Source organism: Streptomyces sp. NPDC014676, from assembly GCF_043084105.1.
Classification (GTDB): Bacteria; Actinomycetota; Actinomycetes; order Streptomycetales; family Streptomycetaceae; genus Streptomyces.
The window spans coordinates 1-22,702 of the sequence record NZ_JBIBZI010000030.1 but is presented as its reverse complement, the minus strand read 5'-3'; the positions used below and the strand labels follow the sequence as shown (position 1 = coordinate 22,702).

18 protein-coding genes are annotated in these 22,702 nt (G+C 72.4%); 8 read left to right on the top strand and 10 right to left on the bottom strand.

Annotated elements, in window-relative coordinates:
- Positions 1–342: 342 nt before the first annotated feature.
- Together ACF1DX_RS38255 and ACF1DX_RS38250 are read right to left on the bottom strand one after the other, a co-directional pair.
- Positions 343–1,014: an HAD family hydrolase gene (locus tag ACF1DX_RS38255; RefSeq protein WP_391795754.1), complete on the bottom strand. Its 672-nt coding sequence runs from the start codon at positions 1,012–1,014 to the stop codon at positions 343–345.
- 46 nt (positions 1,015–1,060) lie between these two features.
- A complete protein-coding gene (locus ACF1DX_RS38250; RefSeq protein ID WP_391795753.1) occupies positions 1,061–1,567 on the bottom strand; it encodes a DUF6912 family protein in 507 nt (168 codons plus the stop codon).
- An 889-nt stretch (positions 1,568–2,456) separates the two neighbouring features.
- Between ACF1DX_RS38250 and ACF1DX_RS38245 the strand changes: the two genes are divergently transcribed.
- Positions 2,457–2,888: an Rv3235 family protein gene (locus ACF1DX_RS38245; protein WP_391795752.1), complete on the top strand. Its 432-nt coding sequence runs from the start codon at positions 2,457–2,459 to the stop codon at positions 2,886–2,888.
- Between the two features lie 89 nt (positions 2,889–2,977).
- Here the strand turns inward: ACF1DX_RS38245 and secA are convergent, their stop codons facing one another.
- A complete protein-coding gene (secA, locus tag ACF1DX_RS38240) occupies positions 2,978–5,824 on the bottom strand; it encodes a preprotein translocase subunit SecA (RefSeq protein WP_391795751.1) in 2,847 nt (948 codons plus the stop codon).
- Positions 5,825–6,104: 280 nt separating this feature from the next.
- Between secA and ACF1DX_RS38235 the strand changes: the two genes are divergently transcribed.
- Positions 6,105–6,674 (top strand): GNAT family N-acetyltransferase, encoded by a 570-nt coding sequence (locus ACF1DX_RS38235; RefSeq protein ID WP_391795750.1) that lies wholly within the window; start codon positions 6,105–6,107, stop codon positions 6,672–6,674.
- Positions 6,675–6,723: 49 nt separating this feature from the next.
- The gene (locus ACF1DX_RS38230; RefSeq protein ID WP_391795749.1) at positions 6,724–7,911 is read left to right on the top strand and encodes a winged helix-turn-helix domain-containing protein; all 1,188 of its coding nucleotides are present in this window, start codon (positions 6,724–6,726) and stop codon (positions 7,909–7,911) included.
- Between the two features lie 12 nt (positions 7,912–7,923).
- Here ACF1DX_RS38230 and ACF1DX_RS38225 read toward each other — a convergent pair whose 3' ends face one another.
- The 7 genes from ACF1DX_RS38225 to mtnA all read right to left on the bottom strand — a co-directional run bounded on the left by ACF1DX_RS38225 (position 7,924) and on the right by mtnA (position 16,793).
- On the bottom strand, positions 7,924–8,670 hold the full coding sequence (locus tag ACF1DX_RS38225; protein ID WP_361750715.1) for a response regulator transcription factor: 747 nt from the start codon (positions 8,668–8,670) through the stop codon (positions 7,924–7,926).
- 202 nt (positions 8,671–8,872) lie between these two features.
- Positions 8,873–9,565, bottom strand: a complete 693-nt coding sequence (hpf, locus tag ACF1DX_RS38220) for a ribosome hibernation-promoting factor, HPF/YfiA family (protein WP_391795748.1) — start codon at positions 9,563–9,565, stop codon at positions 8,873–8,875.
- A gap of 311 nt (positions 9,566–9,876) precedes the next feature.
- Positions 9,877–10,758: a ComF family protein gene (locus ACF1DX_RS38215; RefSeq protein WP_391795747.1), complete on the bottom strand. Its 882-nt coding sequence runs from the start codon at positions 10,756–10,758 to the stop codon at positions 9,877–9,879.
- 76 nt (positions 10,759–10,834) lie between these two features.
- Complete coding sequence (locus ACF1DX_RS38210) at positions 10,835–12,673, bottom strand: LpqB family beta-propeller domain-containing protein (RefSeq protein ID WP_391795746.1); 1,839 nt, start codon at positions 12,671–12,673, stop codon at positions 10,835–10,837.
- A gap of 26 nt (positions 12,674–12,699) precedes the next feature.
- Complete coding sequence (gene mtrB / locus ACF1DX_RS38205) at positions 12,700–14,949, bottom strand: MtrAB system histidine kinase MtrB (RefSeq protein WP_391795745.1); 2,250 nt, start codon at positions 14,947–14,949, stop codon at positions 12,700–12,702.
- Position 14,950: 1 nt separating this feature from the next.
- A complete protein-coding gene (mtrA, locus tag ACF1DX_RS38200) occupies positions 14,951–15,640 on the bottom strand; it encodes a two-component system response regulator MtrA (protein ID WP_199822190.1) in 690 nt (229 codons plus the stop codon).
- A 4-nt stretch (positions 15,641–15,644) separates the two neighbouring features.
- Complete coding sequence (gene mtnA / locus ACF1DX_RS38195; protein ID WP_391795744.1) at positions 15,645–16,793, bottom strand: S-methyl-5-thioribose-1-phosphate isomerase; 1,149 nt, start codon at positions 16,791–16,793, stop codon at positions 15,645–15,647.
- Positions 16,794–16,933: 140 nt separating this feature from the next.
- Between mtnA and ACF1DX_RS38190 the strand changes: the two genes are divergently transcribed.
- Genes ACF1DX_RS38190 through ACF1DX_RS38170 form a run of 5 tightly spaced genes read left to right on the top strand, consistent with a single transcriptional unit; the run spans position 16,934 to position 22,559 of the window.
- A complete protein-coding gene (locus tag ACF1DX_RS38190) occupies positions 16,934–18,295 on the top strand; it encodes a glycerophosphoryl diester phosphodiesterase membrane domain-containing protein (protein WP_391795743.1) in 1,362 nt (453 codons plus the stop codon).
- Positions 18,296–18,299: 4 nt separating this feature from the next.
- Positions 18,300–19,061: a DUF4129 domain-containing protein gene (locus tag ACF1DX_RS38185; protein WP_391795742.1), complete on the top strand. Its 762-nt coding sequence runs from the start codon at positions 18,300–18,302 to the stop codon at positions 19,059–19,061.
- The gene (locus ACF1DX_RS38180; RefSeq protein ID WP_391795741.1) at positions 19,058–20,260 is read left to right on the top strand and encodes a DUF4350 domain-containing protein; all 1,203 of its coding nucleotides are present in this window, start codon (positions 19,058–19,060) and stop codon (positions 20,258–20,260) included. Before ACF1DX_RS38185 ends, ACF1DX_RS38180 begins: the two co-directional genes overlap by 4 nt.
- Positions 20,260–21,249, top strand: a complete 990-nt coding sequence (locus tag ACF1DX_RS38175) for an AAA family ATPase (protein ID WP_391795740.1) — start codon at positions 20,260–20,262, stop codon at positions 21,247–21,249. Before ACF1DX_RS38180 ends, ACF1DX_RS38175 begins: the two co-directional genes overlap by 1 nt.
- On the top strand, positions 21,249–22,559 hold the full coding sequence (locus tag ACF1DX_RS38170) for a DUF58 domain-containing protein (RefSeq protein WP_391795739.1): 1,311 nt from the start codon (positions 21,249–21,251) through the stop codon (positions 22,557–22,559). Before ACF1DX_RS38175 ends, ACF1DX_RS38170 begins: the two co-directional genes overlap by 1 nt.
- Positions 22,560–22,702 lie beyond the last annotated feature (143 nt).

Below are 22,702 nucleotides of genomic sequence, written 5' to 3'. Positions count from 1 at the left end.
CGACCGTCGCCCGGTCACGGATGTCGTCCGTGCTCTCCGGGCGCACAGCAGGGACACCGAGGTCCCCGCGAGCTATCGCGCTGATCACGCCACCAAGGCTATCTCTCCCTGCAGGCCCCCCGTCATGAGCCGTATGTGTACAAAACCAGGCCGTGAACTTTGACGTTCTGCACAGTGCGCCGACAGCGCAGCGGCCGGTCGTACCACCCCCGCTGCGGGCAGTCGTGCCGCTGGGGCGGCACAGGTGGGCGCAGCGGCGCCCCGCAAACGCCGGGCTGCGCAACACCCCCCGCCCAGCCTCGCCCGGCACCCGCTACAGCAGCCCGAGGCCACGTGTCAACGTCAGGCCGCGGCCGCCAGCCGCTCCGCCTCCGCGACGGCCTCCCGCAGGGTGTCCACCACCGGCACCCCCACCGCCTCCAGACTGGCCCGCCCATGCGACCCCCCGGTGTACAGCACGGCACGCGCCCCCGCGTGCAGGGCCGCCACCGCGTCGTCCGCCGCGTCACCGATCACCACCGTGCGCGCCGGGTCGACCCCGGTCAGCGCGGCAAGGTGACGCACCATGTGCTCCGCCTTGCCGCCCCCGGACGGTCCGGTCCGCCCGTCGACCCGTATGAAGTGCGTCTCGATCCCGAAGCCCCGCACCAGCGGGATCAGGTCCTCGTGCCCGTACAGGCTGAGGATCGACTGGCTGCGGCCGGCCGACGCCCACTCCGTCAGCAGCTCCACCACGCCCTCGGCGAGCCCGCACCGCACGTGGTGCTCCGTGTAGTGGCGGTGGAAGGTGGAGTCCATCAGCTCCCACTCGGCCGCGCTGGGCAGCCGCCCCATCAGCCGCTCGTAGAACTTGGGCACCGGCACGCAGTACAGCTCCCGGTACCGCTCCAGTGTGAGCGGCTCCAGGCCCAGCTCGGCGAAGGCCGCGTTCGTCGCCCCGATGACCGCGTCGACGTCGTGGAACAGCGTGCCGTTCCAGTCCCAGACGATGTGCGCGTCCCTGTGCATCCCCATGCCCGAAAACGTACCCGCCCTCACTGACAATGAGGAGACCCGCAGGTCAGCCCACCAGGTTGGGGATCTCCTGGGTGGCGTACCAGAGCAGTTCGTGGTCCTCCGCGCCGTCCACCGTGTACTGCGCGTCGTCGTCCCCGCCGTCCGCCGCGGGCAGCGCGTCGGCGGCGGCCGCCACGTCCGCCTCCGCGTCCGCCGCGTCCACGTGCACCGCCGCCGCCTTGGCCAGCCGTACGGCGCCGGCGACCCGTACCTCGCCGAGGGCGGCCGGGTCGAGGCCCCGGTCGGGGTCGGTCGAGGCGGCGTCGTCGGACACGTCCACGGCGACCACGACCCGGCGGCGCGGCGCACCGGCGTCCGCCGCCAGCAGCCGCAGGGAGGCCAGCGCGGCGCGGCTGAGCGCGGCGTACTCCAGTTCCTCGATGTCGTCGGAGAGGTACCACTCGCGCAGCGCGGGCGTCACGGCGTACGCGAGGAACGGCCCGTCGCCCAGCGCACCCGTCCGGTACGCCTCGGCAAGCCCGGGAAGGGTCAGGGGGACGTAGACGCGCATGGTCGGCCGCTTTCGTGTGATCGGGGCTCCGTAAGGGCCTTCAGGATACGTGCGGGCGTCCCCCATCGGGTCCCCGCCCGCACCCTCGGCCGCGTCCACTCACGTCCGGGAATTCACCCGGCACGCCCGTGTGATCAGGGGGCCGAGGCCCTCTGAATCACCCTGATAAGTGAATTCCCCTGCCCTTCCGGCCCGCCCTCAGCCTCCTTGCCACCGCACCGCGGGCCCCCGTACAAGATCCCCAACCACGAAGTTACCGCCTGGTACGGCCCCCCGGCCGTTCCGGGCCCGTCGAACGGGGTTCCCCATGCACAAGGTCATGACCAGAGCCCAGCACCGCCCCGCCCACCGTCCCCCCACCCGCCGAGACCCCCGCCGCCCCGCGGCCACCACCCCGCCCCGCCCTCCCGCGAGCCGGCCCACACCCGCCCCTTCCCCCGACGAGGCCCCGTCCCCCACGGACACCACCACACCCCGCACGGCCTCACGCAGGACCACGTCCGCCCCTCCCACCGGCCAGGACCACCCCGCCACCATCCCGTCCCACATGCCCTCAGGAAGCACCGCACGCACCTCACTCCCCGACGGAAGCCGACCCTCCTACGCGGTCACCACCGCACCCCGCGCGGCCTCACGCGGAACCACCTCCGCCCCTCCCACCGGCCAAGGCCGTCCGGGCACCACCACACCCCCGGGAAGCACCGCCCGCGCCTCCTTCCCCGGCGGAGGCCTGCCGTCCCCCACGGGTACCGTCCCGCCCCGTATCCCCACCGGCAGGGCCGTCTCCGCTCCCTCTCCCGGCGGGCGCCGGCCGGCCGCCGCGGCTCTTCCGACCCGGCCCGCCGACAACCGTCCGCCGGGCCGTGCGGCCCGGCGGCCCGTTTCACCGGTGCCGGCCGCACGGGGCACCCGGGAGGCGGCCGGCGCCCGCCCGCGCGGCACCGACCGGGCTTCCCTCCGCCCCCTCGTCCCCCAGCAGGGGCCCACCGACCGCTTCGCCGAGCTGCTGCTCGCCGTCCTCAGTGGGCAGCGCCCCGTGCACGCGATGCTGCGCCACACCGCCGGGCAGGCCTACGACGAGCTGATCCGACTGGCCGAGCGCGGACCACTGCGTACCCGGGGTGCCCGTCCCGTCGTCCGCGACATCGGCTGGTTCGAGCCCCGCGAGGGCGCCATCGAGGCGTTCGCCCGGATCGGAGCCGGGGACAGGCTGCGCGCCATGGCCTTCCGGCTGGAGCAGGGCCGGGACCTGCGCTGGCGCTGCACCGCCGTGGAACTGGGCGGCCCCCGCCCGCACCACGCCGGCGCCGACCGCCGCTGAGCGCGCACGCACAGGCCGAGGGCCGGGCACCCTGGGGTGCCCGGCCCTCGGCCTGCTCACGGCCGCCCCGCGCAGCGGAGCGGCACCGCTCACTTCTTGCGGCGACGGCCGCCCTTCGCCTGCTTGCGGCGCTCCGCGCGCGTGAGGCCGTCCGCCTCCGAGCGCACCGGCTCCTCGTCGGCGACGAGGTCGCCCTCGACGGTGCCTCCCTCGCCGTCCACGGTCGGCGCGGAGAAGTGCAGGCTCCGCCGCTGCGGGGCGTCGAGCCCCTTGGCCCGGATCTCGGGGCGCGGGCCCGCCTGCGCGGGCACCGCGTCCTGCTTCTCCAGGTCGGCCACCGGCTTGACGTCCTCGACCGGGACCTCCTCGACCTGCTGCTCGACCTGGACCTCCAGGTTGAACAGATAGCCGACGGACTCCTCCTTGATGCCGTCCATCATCGCGGAGAACATGTCGAAGCCCTCGCGCTGGTACTCGACCAGCGGGTCCTTCTGCGCCATCGCGCGCAGGCCGATGCCCTCCTGGAGGTAGTCCATCTCGTAGAGGTGCTCGCGCCACTTGCGGTCCAGGACCGACAGCACGACCCGGCGCTCCAGCTCACGCATGATCTCGGAGCCGAGCTGCGCCTCACGGGCCTCGTACTGCGCGCGGATGTCGTCCTTGATGGACTCGGAGATGAACTCGGCCGTGAGCCCGGCCCGGTCGCCCGCGGCCTCCTCGAGCTCCTCGATGGTGACGCTCACCGGATACAGCTGCTTGAACGCGCCCCACAGCCGGTCCAGGTCCCAGTCCTCGGGGAAGCCCTCGGCGGTCTCCGCCTGGACGTAGGCGTCGATGGTGTCGTCCATGAAGTGCTGGATCTGCTCCTGCAGGTCCTCGCCCTCCAGCACGCGACGGCGCTCGCCGTAGATGACCTCGCGCTGCCGGTTCATGACCTCGTCGTACTTCAGGACGTTCTTGCGCGTCTCGAAGTTCTGCGTCTCCACCTGCGACTGCGCGGACGCGATCGCGCGGGTGACCATCTTGTTCTCGATCGGCACGTCGTCCGGCACGTTCGCCATGGACATCACTCGCTCGACCATCTGCGCCTTGAACAGCCGCATCAGGTCGTCACCGAGCGACAGGTAGAAGCGGGACTCGCCCGGGTCGCCCTGACGGCCGGAACGACCGCGCAGCTGGTTGTCGATGCGCCGCGACTCGTGCCGCTCGGTGCCGAGGACGTACAGGCCGCCGATCCTCTCGACCTCTTCCTTCTCGGCCTTGACCGCCGCCTCGGCCCGCTTGATGGCCTCGGGCAGGGCGTGCGCCCACTCCTCGATGTGCTCCTCGGGGTCGAGACCGCGCTGCCGCAGCTCCGCCTCGGCGAGGTCCTCGGGGTTGCCGCCGAGCTTGATGTCCGTACCGCGGCCGGCCATGTTGGTGGCCACGGTGACGCTGCCCTTGCGGCCGGCCTGGGCGACGATCGACGCCTCCCGCTCGTGGTGCTTGGCGTTCAGCACCTCGTGCTGGATGCCGCGCTTGCTGAGCTGCTGCGAGAGGTACTCGGACTTCTCCACCGAGGTCGTGCCGACGAGGATCGGCTGGCCCTTGCGGTGCTTCTCCTCGATGTCGTCGACGACCGCCTCGAACTTGGCGACCTCGGTGCGGTAGATCAGGTCCGACTGGTCCTTGCGGACCATCGGCCGGTTGGTCGGGATGGGCACCACGCCGAGCTTGTAGATCTGGTGGAACTCGGCGGCCTCGGTCATCGCCGTACCGGTCATGCCGGACAGGCCCGGCTGCTCGTTGCCGTCGTGGTCGTGGCGCTTGTAGAGGCGGAAGAAGTTCTGCAGCGTGATCGTGGCGAGCGTCTGGTTCTCGTCCTTGATCGGCACCGCTTCCTTCGCCTCGATGGCCTGGTGCATGCCCTCGTTGTAGCGGCGGCCGGCGAGGATACGGCCGGTGTGCTCGTCCACGATCATGACTTCGTCATCGATGATGACGTAGTCCTTGTCCTTCTTGAAGAGCTCCTTGGCCTTGATGGCGTTGTTCAGGTAGCCCACGAGCGGGGTGTTCACCGACTCGTACAGGTTGTCGATGCCCAGCCAGTCCTCGACCTTGGCGACACCGGACTCGTGGATGGCGACCGTGCGCTTCTTCTCGTCGACCTCGTAGTCGCCGGTCTCCTCGATGCCCTTGAGCGGGTTGCCGGGCTCGCCGCGCTTGAGGCGCTTGACCAGCTTGGCGAAGTCGCCGTACCACTTGGTGGCCTGGTCGGCCGGGCCGGAGATGATCAGCGGCGTACGGGCCTCGTCGATGAGGATGGAGTCGACCTCGTCGACGATGGCGAAGTTGTGCCCGCGCTGGACGAGCTCCTCCTTGGACCACGCCATGTTGTCGCGCAGGTAGTCGAAGCCGAACTCGTTGTTCGTGCCGTAGGTGATGTCGCAGGCGTACTGCTCGCGGCGCTGGGCCGGCGTCATGTTGGCGAGGATGCAGCCGACGCTCAGGCCGAGGAAGCGGTGGACGCGGCCCATCATCTCGGAGTCGCGCTCGGCCAGGTAGTCGTTGACCGTGATGATGTGGACGCCCTCACCGGACAGGGCGTTCAGGTACGCGGGCAGGGTGCCGACGAGGGTCTTGCCCTCACCGGTCTTCATCTCGGCCACGTAGCCCATGTGCAGGGCGGCACCGCCCATGATCTGGACGTCGTAGTGCCGCTGGCCCAGAACGCGCCGGGCGGCCTCGCGGACGGTGGCGAACGCCTCGGGGAGCAGGTCGTCCAGGCTCTCACCGTCGGCGTACCGCTGCTTGTACTCATCGGTGAGGGCCCGCAGCTCGGCGTCGGAGAGGCCTTCGAAGTCCTCTTCGATGGAGTTGACCTGGTCCGCGATGCGGTGCAGCTTGCGCAGGATCTTGCCTTCGCCTGCACGCATGATCTTCGAGAGGACGGACACGGGGGTTGGTCTCCTTGCCGGTCGGGCCTGGGACGGTCGGTTTCCATTTCACTGACTGAGCAACGGCCATCGTATGCGAGGACCCCGCCGCGCCGGGAGGCCTGCCGCGGGGGTGACCGTCGGCTGCTTCCTATCCGTTTCACGACTGCTTCAAAAAGGACAACGTCCGGGCCGCTCGGATGGTGCCGCCTCACACCGGCGAATCAAGCGAAGGGTGATCACCACCTCACGCACCGCGAAAGGGATGGCGCCGTTCACCCCGCGCGAGCAGAATCGGCCGATGGAACCCGTCACGCTCAGCACCGACCGCCTCCTGCTGCGCACGGTCGGCCCGCAGGACACCGACGCCGTGTACGCGATCTGCCAGGACCCGGACATCCAGCGCTGGACCACGATCCCCTCCCCGTACCTTCCGGAGCACGCGCGGGGTTTCACCGAGCAGATCGCTCCCGACGGGTGGGCGGGCGGTTCGATGTTCACCTTCGGCGTCTTCCTGCCCACCGGGGAGCTCACGGGCATGCTCGGCATCACCATGCGCTCCCTGGGGACGGGCGAGATCGGCTTCTGGTGCGCGAAGGAGCACCGCGGCAACGGCTACATCACCGAGGCCGTCCTCGCCGCCTCCCGCTGGGCCTTCACCCGGATGTCGGTCGACCGCGTGGAGTGGCGCGCGGAGGTGGGCAACACCGCCTCCCGCGCGGTGGCGGAGCGCGCGGGCTTCACCATCGAGGGCGTCCTGCGTTCCTCGCTCAGCAACAAGGGAGTGCTGCGGGACGGCTGGGTGGGCTCCCTGCTCCCGTCCGACCTGGGACTTCCCTCCACCGCGCCCTACGTTCCCGGGCGGGGATGAGCCCCGGGCCCACCGCCGTTGTCAGTACCGCCCTCTATCGTGCGGACGTATGACGACCCTTCCGCGTCCGACCACGGAACTGACGGCAGACGAGGCCCGCCGCATCGCCCTGCGGGCCCAGGGATTCCTCGGCGCCCCGGACCGCCGCTCGGGTGTCCGGGGCGTCCTCCGCCATCTGGGCGCGGTGCAGCTCGACACCATCTCCGTCCTCGCCCGCTCCCACGAGCTCATCCCGTACGCCCGTCTGGGCGCCGTGGGACGCCGGACCGTGGAGGAGGCGTACTGGAAGCAGGCGAACCGGCCACCGCACGCGTTCGAGTACTGGTCGCACGCCGCGTGCGTCCTCCCCATCGAGGAGTGGCCGCACTTCGCCTTCCGCCGCCGCGCCTACCGCGCCCGCCCGCACTGGGGCCACGAGCTCCCCGACGGCGTGTACGACCAGGTGATCAAGCAGCTCCGCGTGGAGGGGCCCCTGACGGCCACGGAGCTGGGCGGCGCCAAGCGCACCAGCGAGTGGTGGGACTGGTCCGGCACCAAGGTCGCCGTCGAGCGCGCCCTGATGTACGGCGAGGTGGTGTGCGTCGAGCGCCGCGGCTGGAAGCGGGTCTACGACCTCGCCGAGCGGGCGATCCCCGCGGAGCTGCTGCACGACGAGCTGGACGACGCCGAGTGCCTGCGCCGTCTGGTCCGCCTGGCCGGCCGGTCCCTCGGCGTGGGCACGCGCGCGGACATCGCCGACTACCACCGCCTCAGGGGAGAGCAGGTCGACGCGGTGATCGACGGCTCGGGCCTGGTCCCGGTCACGGTGGAGGGCTGGTCCAAGCCTGCCTGGGCCGATCCCGCGGCCCTGGCGACGCCGCCGCGCGGCCGGCACCGTACGACGCTGCTGTCCCCGTTCGACTCCCTGGTCTGGGAACGGGCGCGCACGGAGCGGATCTTCGGCTTCACCCACCGCCTGGAGGCCTACGTGCCCAAGCCCAAGCGGGTGCACGGCTACTTCGCGATGCCCGTCCTCGCGGGCGGCCGGCTCGTCGGCCGGGTCGACCCGGCCCGTGAGGGCCGCACGCTGGTGGCCAAGCAGGTCACGCTGGACGGCCGCAGGGCGGTCCCCGCCGTGGCCCAGGCCCTGGTGGAGGCCGCGGGCTGGGTGGACTGCACGGACGTGCGCGTGGAGCGGGTCGACGCACCGGAACTGCGCGAGGCCCTCACCCTGGAGCTCGCCCGGGCCCTGGCCTGACGCGGGGCGCCGTCACCGGATCTCGAGGATCTTCTCCCGCATCGCGTAGACCACCGCCTCCATCCTGGAGTGCAGCTGGAGCTTCTCCAGGATGTTGCGCACGTGGTTCTTCACGGTGTTCTCGGAGATGAACAGTTCCTTGGCGATGTCACGGTTGTTCATTCCCGTGGCCACCAGCTTGAGGACTTCGAGTTCACGGTCCGTCAGCCGGGGCGCGGGCACCAGCCGGCGCTCGTCGGTGCGCTGGATCATCGACTTGAACTCGGTGAGCAGTTTCGACGCCATGGACGGGCTGATCTGCGACTGGCCGTCGGCCACCGCGCGAATGGCGGTGGCCACCTCGTCCGTGGAGATCTCCTTGAGGAGATAACCGGTCGCGCCCGCCTTGATGGCGTCGTAGAGATCGGCTTCCTCGTCGCTGATCGTCAGCATGATGATCTTCGCGCTGGGGGCGACCTCCTTGATGGAGGTGCACGCCTCGATCCCGCCCCGCTTGGGCATCCGCACGTCCATCAGGACGATGTCGGGCAGCAGGTCGGCCGCCTTCTCCACCGCCTCCGCGCCGTCCCCCGCCTCGCCGACGACCTGGATGTCCTCCTCGGCCGCGAGCACGATCTCCAGTCCGCGGCGGAACAGCGCGTGGTCGTCCACCACAAGGACTCTGATCGGCTCCTTGCGTGGTGTGCCCGCGTCCGGGCCCATGCCGACGACGCCGTCGTCGGCGTCCTCGTCACGCATCGGTCCGAAGCTGTCCGCCATCGTTCCTCCCCCTGAAGGCTGTGGCCTGTGGTCCTGACCATCGCCAACCCAAGGCAACGGCCCACCGATTGGGCCGTTGTCACCATGATTCCATGCCCGGCCGACACCGGAGTGCCGGTGTGTGCGCCCAGTGGTCGCACGCCGGTGCCCCTGGGGGCGCACACGCGCACCAGGGGCACCGGCTCGGCCGTCACGCGGCGGGTCAGCCGCCGAGCGTCCCGCCCGCCTCGGGGGACTGCGTCTGGGTGACCATCGTGTCCGTGCTGAGGTGGATCACGCCGTAGTCGTAGGCGTGCCGCCGGTAGACGACGCTGGGTTCCTTGGTCTCGGAGTCGATGAACAGATAGAAGTCGTGCCCGACCAGCTCCATCTCGTAGAGAGCCTGGTCGAGCGTCATGGGCGCCGCCACGTGGGTCTTCTCGCGGACGATCAGGGGCCCGTCACCCTGGACCTCCAGGGAGCCGATCTTCTTGGTGGGGACGGCCTCCGGCTCCTCCACGGCGGAGCCCGCGCCGGCCCCGTTGAGTGTCGCCGCGCCCGGGACGTGGTCGGGGACCTCGGCGGCCGAGATCCTGCGCGCACCGCGCCGCGAGAATCGCTTGTCGTGCTGCTTGCGCAGCCGGGCGTCCAGCTTCTCCGCTGCCAGGTCGAGCGCCGCGTACGGATCGCTCGCCGCTGCCTCCGCCCGGATCACCGGACCGCGGGAGCGGAGCGTGATCTCCACCCGGTCACTGCGGTCGGCCTGTCGGGGGTTGGGCTCCTTGGACACCTCGACGTCGAGGCTGATCACCTTGCCATCGAGCTTCTGGATCTTCTCCAGGTTCAGCTTCTCGGCCACGTGCTTCCGGAACCGCTCGGGCACCTCGGTCTTGCGGCCCTTGACGACGATGTCCACGCAGAACTCCGTTCCCGGATCACTCCGCCTCGGTGCGGAGCGTCTCCCTTTTGCACCAGGTTCCGGTGACGTCCGGAACCTCGGACTCGGTGACGTCCACCTCCTCCCCCATGGGCGAGATATCCACTCCACCGGCACGGGTGAAGACGGAAAACCCGCAGCACGGCAATCGGATTCGAGAGGTGTGGCCTGCGGCTTTCCCTCACAACCGAACATATCTCGCCCGGACGGATGCCGTCACCCTCTACCGCGCCATACCTCCATTCTCATGAATTAACCTTCTCATTACCTGTAACGACGCTCGTTCTCAGTCAGTTCCGGTTTATTCCGAAAGCATCCGGAGACGCCGCGACGACGGCCGCGCACATCCCGTCGGCGCCGCCCGCGCCCGCCGTGACCGGCGGCCGACCCGGCCGCCGACCCGCCCACTGTGGAACTGGTCCGCTCCGCTGTTCCCCTCTCCTTTCCCGTGTCTCACCCCAGTACACGGGCGCGGGCCCCGGAATACTCGACTCGGCGGCCCGATCCGGTGATTCGGCCCACGACCGCGCCCGTACGGCGCGCGCCGCCTCGGCCAGCGACGCCCCGGTCGTCATCAGGTCGTCGACCAGGACGACCCGGCCCGCCGAAAGCAGCCGGCCGCACCCCGGCGCCACCGTCAGCGCGCCCGCGAGATTGGCCCGCCGCTGCCGGGAGCCGAGCCCCGACTGGTCGGCCACGTCCCGTCGCTGCCGTAGCGCGGGAAGCACTCGTGCGGGTACCCCCGCCCGCCGCAGCTCACCCGCCGCCGCGTACGCGATCCGCCGGGCGGGATCGTGCCCGCGTGCCCGCACCGCCCGCCGTGCGGAGGGCACGGGGACGAGCAGCACCGGGCCGCCGCCCGCGCACGGCGCACGGACCGCCGCCAGTCCCGCCCGCACCGCTCCCGCCAGCGCCTCGCCGAGCGGTCCGGAGAGGGCCAGGGCGCCCCGCTCCTTGTGGGCCAGCAGCGTGGCGCGCACCTCGTCCGCGTACCGGGCCGCCGCGTGCACCGACGGCAGCCCGGCCGGCTCGGGCACCGGCCGCACCCGGCACGGCCCGGCCCCGCTCAGCGCCGTACGGCACCGGGCGCAGAGCACCGTACGAGGTCTGCCGCAGCCGCCGCACTCGGCCGGGAGCACCAGGTCGGTGAGGTCCCGCCACCAGTCCCGCATGGGACCACTGTGCCAACGCCCGCCGCACCCGGCCACCCCTGTGGATAACCCGGGGGACGGGTCCGGCCGGCCCGGCTCACCCCGGATAGACCGGCGCGGTCCCCTCCGTCACCTTCTGCCACTGCGCCCCCGAGGGCAGCCGCACGATCCCGTCCACCGAGTACGCCATCAGCGGCGCCTGTTCGTCCTCGGAGGCCGTGACGGCCTTGACGCCGGTCAGGGCGGCGGGCGGCGGCACGTCCGGCGTGGAGCCGTCGACCTCGACGTACTTCATCTGCTCCACACCTCCCTGCTCGCGTCCGACCACCACGAGCCGGCTGTCCCCGGCCCAGGACATGGCCGTGACGTGCTCCAGTTCGGGTGTCGCGGAGTGCGGGTCCAGCACGGTGACCACCGGCTGCTCGTCCGTCCCACCGCTCCGGTCGATCCGCCCGACCACCAGGGAACGGCGGTCGCCCTTCTCCACGACGAGCGCGATCCGCACCCCGTCGGCGGCCACCCGGACCGCCCGCACACGGCCGTCCAGCTCCGGCGTCCGCACCTCGACCGGCTCGCCCGCGCCCTCCTCCAGGAAGTACAGCCGCGGATCGGCGGGGTCGCTGTCGGCCACCCACAGGCCGCCCCGCGCATCCCAGCTGGGCGTGGTCAGCCTGTCCTCCTCGGTCTTGCCCGTGCTGCGCAGCACGGGCTCCTCAAGGGGACTCCCCGACACCAGCGAGGCGACGAACAGCGAGCCGCCGTCGAAGCTGACCCCGGCCGCGGTCCGTTCGTCCCGGGCGACCGCCACCGACCGCAGCGCCTTCTCGCCCTCGCCCAGCGCACCGGGCACCGGCGCGGGCTCGGTGTCACCGCTTCCCGCGGTGATCCGCACGAGCCGGTGCTTGTCGTCGACGAAGTACAGGTGATCGGGCGTGTCCAGCGCGCCCCGGGTGGCGACGAGTTCGACTCCGTTCCGGGCGAGCGAGCACAGCTGCCCGCCGCCGGCCCGCAGCTCGACCTCGTCCACCGCGGGGCTGAGCGTGCGCAGTGTGAACAGCAGCTGGGCCGCCATCTCCTCACACCGCCCGGTGTCGACCTCGGCCGCCTTGTCGTTGAGCGGCACGGTCAGTCTGCCCCGGTCGTCCGGGGTCAGCGGGCCGGCGCCCTTCCGCAACGCCGTCCCCGCGGGGAAGGCGGTCCTGACGGCGGGGTCCAGCCAGGTCGTGGGCCCCTCGACGAGGGAGCGCACCATCTGGGTCGTGGGGTCCACGTGACTGCGCACGTAGACGGGGTCGGCGACCGTCATCGGCACCGATCCCGCGCTGTCCGAGGCGTAGTAGTACTTGTTGACGGACATGTAGTTGCGCTGGAAGTCCGACTTGCCCATGACGACGCCCTGCGGCACCGCGTCGATGCGCCACTGCTCGCTCTTGGCGTCCCTGGTGAGATGCACCAGCTCGTCGTAGGACCCGGAGGCGGGCGCGTACGACTGCTGCGCGTCCACCGTGGCCACCTTGGTCCCGGTCAGCGTGTAGGACAGGGAACCGGTGTCCTGCTGGTCCGGACTGTCGGCCTGGGCGCCCGGCCCGTCCGACAGCACGGTGGTGGACAGCTCCGGCTTCCAGGTCTTCGCCGCCTCACGGGTCAGATACTGGCGCGCGGTCTTGTAGTCGGGGTCGTCACTGGTCAGCGCCTCCAGGAAGCCCTGCACGATCTGCGTGGGGGTGGCGTCCTCACTGGGCGGCATGGCGAACACCCGCACCTGTGCGTCCTGCCGCGGTGTCGACTCGACGCCCCGCAGATCCCCGCTGTCGGGCATGGAGGCGCACCCGGCCAGCAGTACGGCCCCACTGGCGACGTACGCCACCGTCCGCGCCGGCACTCCCCGGCCGCGCTCACCGCCGCCCACGCGAAGCCTCCCCGTCCCTGTCCGCATCCCGCGCCACCCTCCGACCGTCCTCGTCACCGGCCGCCCCGGCCCCGTGCTCCGGATCCCGGCCGTGACCACCGTCCGCGCCCGGCCCCGGGCCGTCGCCGCCCCCCGAGTCCCTGCCACCACCGGCGTCCGGCTCCCGCGCGGAGCCCCCGTGCCCGGCCCGCGCCGTCGCCGCTCGCGGCGGAATCCTCCACGCCCCCGTCGCGTCCGTCGTCCGGCCGTCCTCCGGAACCGCCGCCGGTCTCCGGGAACCCGTCGCCGCCGTCCGCGGCCGTGCTCCGCTCCCCCGGTGTCATCCGTGTGCCGCCCGTCCGTGCCGGTGGGGCGGGCCGGGCCACCACGCGTGCGCCGTTGCCGGGCAGCGCGGTGGGGTCGGCCGTCGGGGCGGCGGTCGCCGGCCTCAGCGCGAACGGATCCCGCGCCGGCCCGTCGGTGCCCGCCTGCCGCGCCGACACCGTCGCGTGCTTCCCGCCGTCCCCGTCGCCGCGCGGCGGACCGGCGTCGTCCGGCCCGCGGTTGCGCCGCGAGTCCTTGGGCTCCAGCGGTATCGGCGAACCCCTCAGCGGCTCGTCCGCGGTCCTGGGCAGCGTCAGCCGGAACTGCGAGCCGCCACCCGGCTCGCCCCACGCCTGGAGCCAGCCGCCGTGCAGCCGCGCGTCCTCCAGGGCGATGGACAACCCCAGCCCCGTACCGCCGGTGGTACGCGCGCGTGCCGGGTCGGCCCGCCAGAAGCGGCTGAAGACCCGGGTCGCCTCACCGGGCTTGAGCCCGACGCCGTAGTCGCGCACCGCCACCGCCACCGCCCCGCCGGCCGCGGCGAGCTTGACGACGACGTCCCTGCCCTCGCCGTGCTCCACCGCGTTGACGACCAGGTTGCGCAGCACCCGCTCCACGCGCCGCGCGTCGGCCTCGGCGACGACGGGCTGCTGGTCGCCGACGGTCCTGATCCGCGTGCCCTTGCGCTCGGCGAGCGGCTCCGCCCCGCTGACCACCCGCCGTACGACCTCGCGCAGGTCTATCGGCTCCGCCTCCAGCGCCGCCGCGCCCGCGTCGAACCGGCTGATCTCCAGCAGGTCCGCGAGCAGTGACTCGAACCGGTCGATCTGGTCGGCGAGCAGTTCCGCCGACCGCGCGGTCACCGGGTCGAAGTCCTCGCGCGCCTCGTGGATGACGTCCGCGGCCATCCGCACCGTCGTCAGCGGCGTCCGCAGCTCGTGCGACACGTCCGACACGAACCGGCGCTGCATCCGCGACAGGTCCTCGAGCTGGTTGATCTTCAGCTGGAGGTTCTGCGCCATCTTGTTGAACGCCTCGCCGAGCCGCGCGATGTCGTCCTCGCCGGTGACCTTCATCCGTTCCTGGAGCCGCCCGGCGGAGAGCCGCTCGGCGATCCCGGCCGCCATCCGCACCGGCGTGACGACCTGACGCACCACGAGCCAGGCGATCGCCCCGAGGAGTACGACGACGAACAGCCCGGCGGTCGCCAGGGTGCCCTTGACCAGGCTCAGCGACTTCTCCTCCTGGGTGAGCGGGAAGAGGTAGTACAGCTGGTACGGGTCGCCGTTGGGGTCGTTGACCTGCTTGCCGATGACCAGGCCGGGCTGGGAGGGCTTGTTGATGCCGTAGACGATGCGCGTGTAGCTCTGGGCCGCCGACGCGCTGGTGTCGATCCTCTCCCGCAGCGCCGCCGGCACACTCGCCGTCGGGTTGACCTCACCGGAGGCGCGCGGTCCGCGCCCGCTGCCGCTCTCGTCGCCCGCGGGCAGGGTCACCACGTCGAAGGCGCCCTGGCCACCGCTGGAGAGCGACTCCACGAGGTCACTCATCCACTGGATGACGCTCTGCGAGGAACCGCCGTCCACCGCCGCGCCGTCGTCACCCGTGACGCCCACGTCCTCCTCGGCCTGCTGCTTGGCCACCGCGAACCCACCGGTGGCCTGGCTCTGCGACGCCTTGACCTTGGCGTCCAGCAGACCGTTGCGCACCTGGCCGATGACGACGAAGCCCAGCAGCAGCACCACGCCCAGCGACATCAACAGCGTGGTGACGACGACCTTGAGCTGGATGTTGCGCCGCCACAGCCGCATGACGGGCAACAGCGGCCGGCGCACCCAGCGCACGAACAGCCGGATCACCGGGCTGCCCTGGACCCCGCCCTGCAGCAGCCCGCCGTCGAGCAGCCGCCCCCAGCGGGAACCCGGAGCCTTCCGGCCGACAGGCCGCCCCGGACGGCCCCCGGACCGGCCGGGCGCCGAAGCGGCACTGTCACCGGACATGTCAGCTCGGTCCTGCCTTGTACCCGACACCACGGACGGTCACCACGATCTCCGGCTTCTCCGGGTCCTTCTCGACCTTGGAGCGCAGCCGCTGCACATGCACGTTCACCAGCCGGGTGTCCGCCGCGTGGCGGTAGCCCCAGACCTGCTCGAGGAGCACCTCGCGCGTGAACACCTGCCACGGCTTGCGGGCGAGCGCGACCAGCAGGTCGAACTCCAGCGGCGTCAGCGCGATCGACTGCCCGTCCCGCTTCACGGAGTGCCCGGCCACGTCGATCACCAGGTCACCGATGGCGAGCTGCTCCGGCGTCGGCTCCTCCGACCTGCGCAGCCGCGCCCGGATACGGGCCACCAGCTCCTTCGGCTTGAACGGCTTCACGATGTAGTCGTCGGCCCCGGACTCCAGGCCCACCACCACGTCGACGGTGTCGCTCTTCGCCGTGAGCATCACGATCGGCACCCCGGACTCCGCCCTGATCAGGCGGCACACCTCGATGCCGTCCCGGCCGGGCAGCATCAGGTCCAGGAGCACCAGATCGGGCTTGGCCTCACGGAAAGCGGCCAGCGCCTTGTCGCCGTCGGCTACGAAAGACGGCTCAAAACCTTCACCGCGCAACACGATGCCGAGCATCTCGGCCAGTGCGCTGTCGTCGTCGACGACAAGGACTCGTCCCTTCATAAACGACATCATCCCATTAGCTCATCGTGACCTGGCGTGACCTGGCACACAGCGTGGCCAGAGCCTCGGCCGTCACGGGCGAAACGGCACCTTCCTCGGTGACGATCGCCGTCACCAGTCCCGGCGGCGTCACATCGAACGCCGGGTTGTACGCCTGGGTCCCCAGGGGCGCCACCGGAATCCCCCCTCCTGCTTCCGTTCCGGCCACCGGCACCTGCGGTGCCGTGACCTCGGTCACCTCATGACCGGGACGCTGCTCCACCTCGATGGACGCCCCGTCCGGCGTCCGGGGATCCACCGTCGTCACCGGTGCCACCACGATGAACGGCACATGGTGGTACCGCGCGAGCACCGCGAGCGGATAGCTCCCCACCTTGTTCGCCACCGAGCCGTCGGCCGCGATGCGGTCCGCGCCGACGAGCACCGCGTCCACCTCACCCGCCGCGAACAGCGATCCCGCCGCGTTGTCGGTGAGCAGGGTGTACGCCATGCCGCTGCGGGCCGCCTCGTATGCCGTCAGGCGAGCACCTTGCAGCAACGGACGCGTTTCGTCCACCCACAGGCGCCGGAGCCGCCCCACCCGGTGCGCCGCCAGCGCCACCGCGAACGCCGTCCCCTCACCGCCCGACACCAGCGAACCGGTGTTGCAGTGCGTGAGGATCCGGTGCCCGCCGCCGGGCAGCAGCTCGTCGAGGAGCGCCAGCCCGTGCCCGGCCATCCGGGCACTGGCCTCGGCGTCCTCCCGGTGCAGCTGCCGTGCCGCGGCCAGCGCGGCCCCGGCCGCCTGCCGGGCGTCCCCGCCGCGGGCGAGGACGGCCTGGTGGGCGGAGTGCGCCCGGCGTACGCCGACGGCGAGGTTCACCGCGGTGGGCCGGGCGCTCTCCAGCGCCGCCGCCGCGTCGTCCACGTCGTAGCCCCGTACGGCGGCGAGCGCGACACCGTAGGCTCCCGCGACGCCCAGCAGGGGAGCACCGCGCACGGCGAGCGAGCGGATCGCCTCCACCAGCGCCGGCGCATCCGTACAGACGAGTTCGACCTCCTCGGCAGGCAGCCTCGTCTGGTCGAGCAGGACCAGGACGGGACCTTCGGGCGGCTCCTCCCAGCGCAGCGCCGGGATCTCGGTCGGCCGTTTGTTGTCGCCGCTGTGTGCGTACTGATCAGCCATGCAGCCAGTCTGCCCCCTGTCGCGCGGACAATTGAAGGTACGCAGCTCTCACCTCGGCAGGTCGGTTGATGACCACCCCATGGCACGATGGCAGCCAAGCCGCCGCCGCGACCGCGGACGGGCACCGTGAAGGAGCGACGATGAACGACACTCCGGGCTGGGCCTCGCCCGGATCCGCCCCGTCCGAAGGGCAGGGACCGGGCGCGTCCGGCCCTGCCGAGCCCGCCGACCGCCCAGACCCGCGACACCCCGCCGACCAGCCCCGGCAGCCGGACCAGGCCCCGCAGGACCCGGGCGTGAAGTGGTCGAAGGAACAGCCACCGCCCGCCCGGTGGTCCGCACCCACCGGCCGGCCCGGACCCACGGATCCCGGCCAGGCGCCCCCGCCTCCGCCGCCGCCCGGCCAGGGCTGGGGCACCCCGCCCCCCGGCGGACCCGGAGGTCACGGCGGTTACGGAGGCGGCCACGGAGGCCCCGGCGGGTATGGCGCCTGGGGAGGCGGCTGGGGAGGCCCCCCGCCCGCGGCCAAGCCCGGCGTCATCCCGCTCCGCCCGCTCGGTGTGGGCGAGATCCTCGACGGCGCCGTCTCCACCATGCGCACCCACTGGCGCACGGTCCTCGGCATCTCGCTGACCGTCGCCGTCCTCACCGAGATCGTCGTCGTGCTGCTCCAGGGCCTCGTCCTGGACAACTCCAGCACCGCGGTCCTCGACGACCCCAGCGCCACCCTCGGCGAACTGGCCGACGCCATGGGCGACGCCCTGCTCAACTCCGGCGTGGTCTTCCTGGTCACCCTGGTCGGCACCGTCGCCGCCACCGCCCTGCTCACGACCGTCACCAGCCGCGCGGTACTGGGCAGACCGGTCACCACCGGTGAGGCCTGGCGCGACGCGCGCCCCCAGATCGTCAAGCTGTTCGGCCTGATCTGCCTGCTGCTGCTCATCACCGCCGTCATCATGACCGTCGGCGCGCTGCCCGGCTTCCTCGTCACCGTCGCCACGGGCAGCGGGGCGGGCATCCTCCTCACCGTCCTGGGCCTGGTCGGCGCCGTCGTCGTCACCCTGTGGCTCATGGTCCGCCTGTCGCTGGCCTCGCCCGCGCTGATGCTGGAGAAACAGGGCATAGCGAAGGCGATGAGCCGCTCCGCCAAACTGGTGCGCGGCTCCTGGTGGCGGATCTTCGGCATCCAACTGCTCGCCACGATCATCGCGAACGTCGTCGCGTCGATCATCGTCATCCCCTTCGCCTTCCTCGCCGCGGCCGTCGGCGGCGACGGCGTCTCCGGCTTCCTCAACAGCGCCGGCGGCGACATCGGCTGGACGTTCCTCATCATCAGCGGCATCGGCTCGGTCATCGGCGCCATGATCACGTTCCCGATCACGGCCGGCGTCACCGTCCTCCTCTACGTCGACCAGCGCATCCGCCGCGAGGCCCTCGACCTCGAACTGGCCCGCTCCGCCGGCGTCCAGGGCCCCGGCCCCGGCCCCACCCCGGGGAGCTGATGGCGTGACCGCCGCGGGGGGAGTTCTCACATCCGTACAGGCGCTGCCCACGGCCGCCGACGCCGCCGTACGCCTGCTGCTGCGCGGCGACGACGAGCCGCCCGTCACCCTCCCGCGCGACCCGGCGCGGGAGGCGGCCCGGCGCGAACTGTCCAAACGCATGTACCACGAGAACGACCCCAGCTGGTTCCAGCGGGCCCTCGACGCCTTCTGGGAGTGGATCGGCAAGCTGTTCGACGCCGCCTCCACCGCGACACCCGGCGGCACCCTCGGTCTGGTCGTCGTCATCGCGGCCGTGATCGCCGTCCTGGGCGCCCTGTGGTGGCGCCTGGGCACCCCGCGCCGCGAACCGGTCTCGGCCCCCGCCCTGTTCGACGACCGCCCCCGCAGCGCCGCCGAACACCGCGCGGCCGCCGAGGCGCACGCCGCCCAGGGCCACTGGAACCAGGCCGTGCAGGAACGCATGCGGGCCGTCGTCCGCGCCCTGGAGGAACGCGCCCTGCTCGACCTCCGTCCCGGCCGCACCGCCGACGAGGCCGCCGCGGAGGCCGGCCGCGCCCTGCCCGCCCACACCGACCGGCTGCACACCGCCGCACGCGCCTTCGACGACGTCACATACGGCGGCCGGGCCGCCACGGAACAGTCGTACCGCCGGCTCGCCGAACTCGACCACGACCTGGAACGCGCCACACCACAGCTCACGACCAGCGGCGGCAGCAGCATCCACAGCACGGACACCGACACCCGCCAGGGAGCCGCCGGATGACGACCGAGGTCACGCTCCCGCCCACCTCGGCCTCGCCCACCGCCCGCCAGGTGTGGACCCGCGCGCGGGGCATCGCCCTGGCGCTGGTGCTGCTGACCGCGGCGGCCGTCGCCATCGCCGTGGTCCGCTCCGACGCCCGGCACGGCGAACTCGACCCGCGCTCCGCCGACCCCTACGGCAGCCGCGCCGTCGCCGAACTCCTCGCCGACCGCGGGGTGGACACGCGCGTGGTCACCACCCTCGACGAGGCGACCGCCGCGACCGGCCCCGACACGACCCTCCTGGTCGCCGTCCCCGATCTCCTGACCGGACCTCAGCAGTCCCGGCTGCACTCCGCCACCACCGGCTCCGGCGGCCGCACCGTCCTGGTCTCCGCCGGCAGCGCCTCCGTGGAACGGCTCGTCCCCGGCGTCACCGCCGACCCGGCCACCAGCTTCGGCTCCACCCTCTCCCCCGACTGCGACCTGCCCGCCGCCCGCCGCGCGGGCAGCGCCGACCTGGGCGGCATCCGCTACACCACCATCCACCTCACCGCCGACGAGTGCTACCCCAGCGAGCGCCTCGCCACCCTGCTGCGCATCCCGGCCCCCTCCGGTGACGGCGACGGCGACACCGTTCTCCTCGGTGCGCCCGACATCCTCCTCAACGACCGCCTCGACGAGCACGGCAACGCCTCGCTCGCCCTGCAACTCCTCGGCTCCCGCCCCCATCTGGTCTGGTACCTCCCCTCGCTCGCCGACGCCTCCGCCGCCTCCGAAGAGGGCGAGCGCGGCTTCTTCGACCTGCTCCCCTCCGGCTGGCTGTGGGGCACCCTGCAACTCTTCATCGCGGCGGCACTGGCCGCCCTCTGGCGGGCACGCCGACTCGGCCCCCTGGTGCCCGAGAAACTCCCCGTGGCGATCCGCGCCTCCGAAACCGTCGAAGGCCGCGCCCGCCTCTACCGCAAGGCGAACGCCCGCGACCGCGCGGCCACCGCTCTTCGCTCCACCACCCGCACGCGCCTCGCCCCCCTCGTAGGCATCCCCGTGTCCCAGGCACACGCGCCCGAGGCCCTGCTCCCCGCGCTGTCCGCCCACCTCCAAGGCGACGGACAGTCCCTGCACACCCTCCTCTTCGGCCCGCCCCCGGGCGACGACGCAGCACTCATCCAGCTCGCCGACCACCTCGACGCCCTCGAAAGAGAGGTACGCCGTCCATGATGGACCCGACCACTGACAACGCCGCGCACACCGGGGACCCGGCCGCCGCCCGGGCCTCCCTGGAGGCCCTGCGTGCCGAGATCGCCAAGGCCGTGGTCGGCCAGGACCCCGCGGTGACCGGCCTCGTCGTCGCCCTGCTCTGCCGCGGCCACGTCCTCCTCGAAGGCGTCCCCGGTGTCGCCAAGACCCTCCTCGTCCGCGCTCTCGCGGCCACCCTGGAACTCGACACCAAACGCGTCCAGTTCACCCCCGACCTGATGCCGAGCGACGTCACCGGCTCCCTGGTCTACGACGCCCGCACCGCCGAGTTCTCCTTCCAGCCCGGCCCGGTCTTCACCAACCTCCTCCTCGCGGACGAGATCAACCGCACGCCCCCGAAGACCCAGTCATCCCTCCTGGAGGCCATGGAGGAACGCCAGGTCACGGTCGACGGCACCCCCCGCCTCCTCCCCGATCCCTTCCTGGTCGCCGCGACCCAGAACCCGGTCGAGTACGAGGGCACCTACCCCCTGCCCGAAGCCCAACTGGACCGCTTCCTCCTCAAGCTGACCGTCCCCCTGCCCTCCCGCCAGGACGAGATCGACGTCCTCACCCGCCACGCCGAGGGCTTCGACCCGCGCGACCTGCGCGCCGCCGGCGTACGCCCCGTCGCGAACGCCGCCGACCTGGAAGCCGCCCGCCGCGCGGTCGCCGAAACGACGATCTCCCCCGAGATCACCGCCTACGTCGTGGACATCTGCCGCGCCACCCGCGAGTCGCCGTCCCTCACCCTCGGCGTCTCTCCGCGCGGCGCCACCGCGCTCCTGTCCACCGCCCGCGCGTGGGCCTGGCTGACCGGCCGCGACTACGTCATCCCCGACGACGTGAAGGCCCTCGCCCTGCCCACGCTCCGCCACCGCGTCCAGCTCCGCCCGGAGGCCGAGATGGAAGGCGTCACGACCGACTCGGTCATCAACGCGATCCTCGCCCACGTCCCCGTTCCCCGCTGATGGCTCTCACCGGACGCGCCGCCCTGCTCGCGGCCCTCGGCTCCCTGCCGGTCGGCATCTGGGAACCCGGATGGACGGGCATCCTCGCCGTCAACGCCCCGCTGGCGGTGGCCTGCGCCTGCGACTTCGCCCTGGCCGCCCCCGTACGCCGCCTCGGCCTGACCCGCTCCGGCGACACCTCGGTACGCCTGGGCGACACCGCCGACGTCACCCTGACGATCACCAACTCGTCCGGCCGCCCGCTGCGCGCCCGCGTCCGCGACGCCTGGCCCCCCAGCAGCTGGCAGCCCGGTACGGAGACGGCGGCCTCCCGCCACCGCCTGACGATCCCCCCGGGTGAACGCCGGCGCGTCACGACCCGCCTGCGCCCCACCCGCCGCGGCGACCGCCAGGCCGACCGTGTCACCGTCCGCTCCTACGGCCCCCTCGGTCTCTTCGCCCGCCAGGGCGCCCACAAGGTCCCGTGGACGGTACGTGTCCTCCCGCCCTTCACCAGCCGCAAGCACCTGCCGTCCAAACTGGCCCGGCTGCGCGAACTGGACGGCCGCACCAGCGTGCTGACCCGAGGCGAGGGAACGGAGTTCGACAGCCTGCGCGAGTACGTTCCCGGTGACGACACCCGCTCCATCGACTGGCGGGCCACCGCCCGCCAGTCCGCGGTCGCGGTACGCACCTGGCGTCCCGAACGCGACCGGCACATCCTGCTGGTCCTCGACACCGGCCGCACCTCCGCGGGCCGTGTCGGCGACGCTCCCCGCCTGGACGCCTCCATGGACGCGGCCCTGCTCCTCGGGGCCCTTGCCTCCCGCGCCGGCGACCGCGTGGACCTCCTGGCCTACGACCGTCGCCTGCGCGCCCTCGTCCAGGGCCGCACGGCGGGCGACGTCCTCCCGTCCCTCGTCAACGCCATGGCCACACTCGAACCCGAGCTCGTCGAAACCGACGCCCGGGGACTGGCGGCGGCGGCACTCCGTACGGCCCCCCGCCGGTCGCTGATCGTGCTGCTCACCACGCTCGACGCCGCCCCCATCGAGGAGGGCCTGCTGCCCGTTCTGGCCCGGCTGACCCAGCGCCACACGGTTCTCCTCGCCTCGGTGGCGGACCCGCACATCGCCAGGATGGCCCAGGCACGTGGAAACACCGACGCGGTGTACGAGGCAGCGGCGGCAGCCCAGGCCCACACGGAGCGTGTCCGCACCGCGGAACAGCTCCGCCGCCATGGCGTCACGGTCGTGGACGCGACCCCGGAGGAACTGGCGCCGGCGCTCGCGGACGCGTATCTGGCGTTGAAGGCGACCGGGCGTCTGTGATTCACGGGGCGGCGGGCCGGAGTTTCGAAGGCCCCGCCAGCTCCGTCAGTCCTGAAACGCAGAAAGCCCCCGTGCCGAATGGCACGGGGGCTTTCTCCAATATTTGTTCGGCGGCGTCCTACTCTCCCACAGGGTCCCCCCTG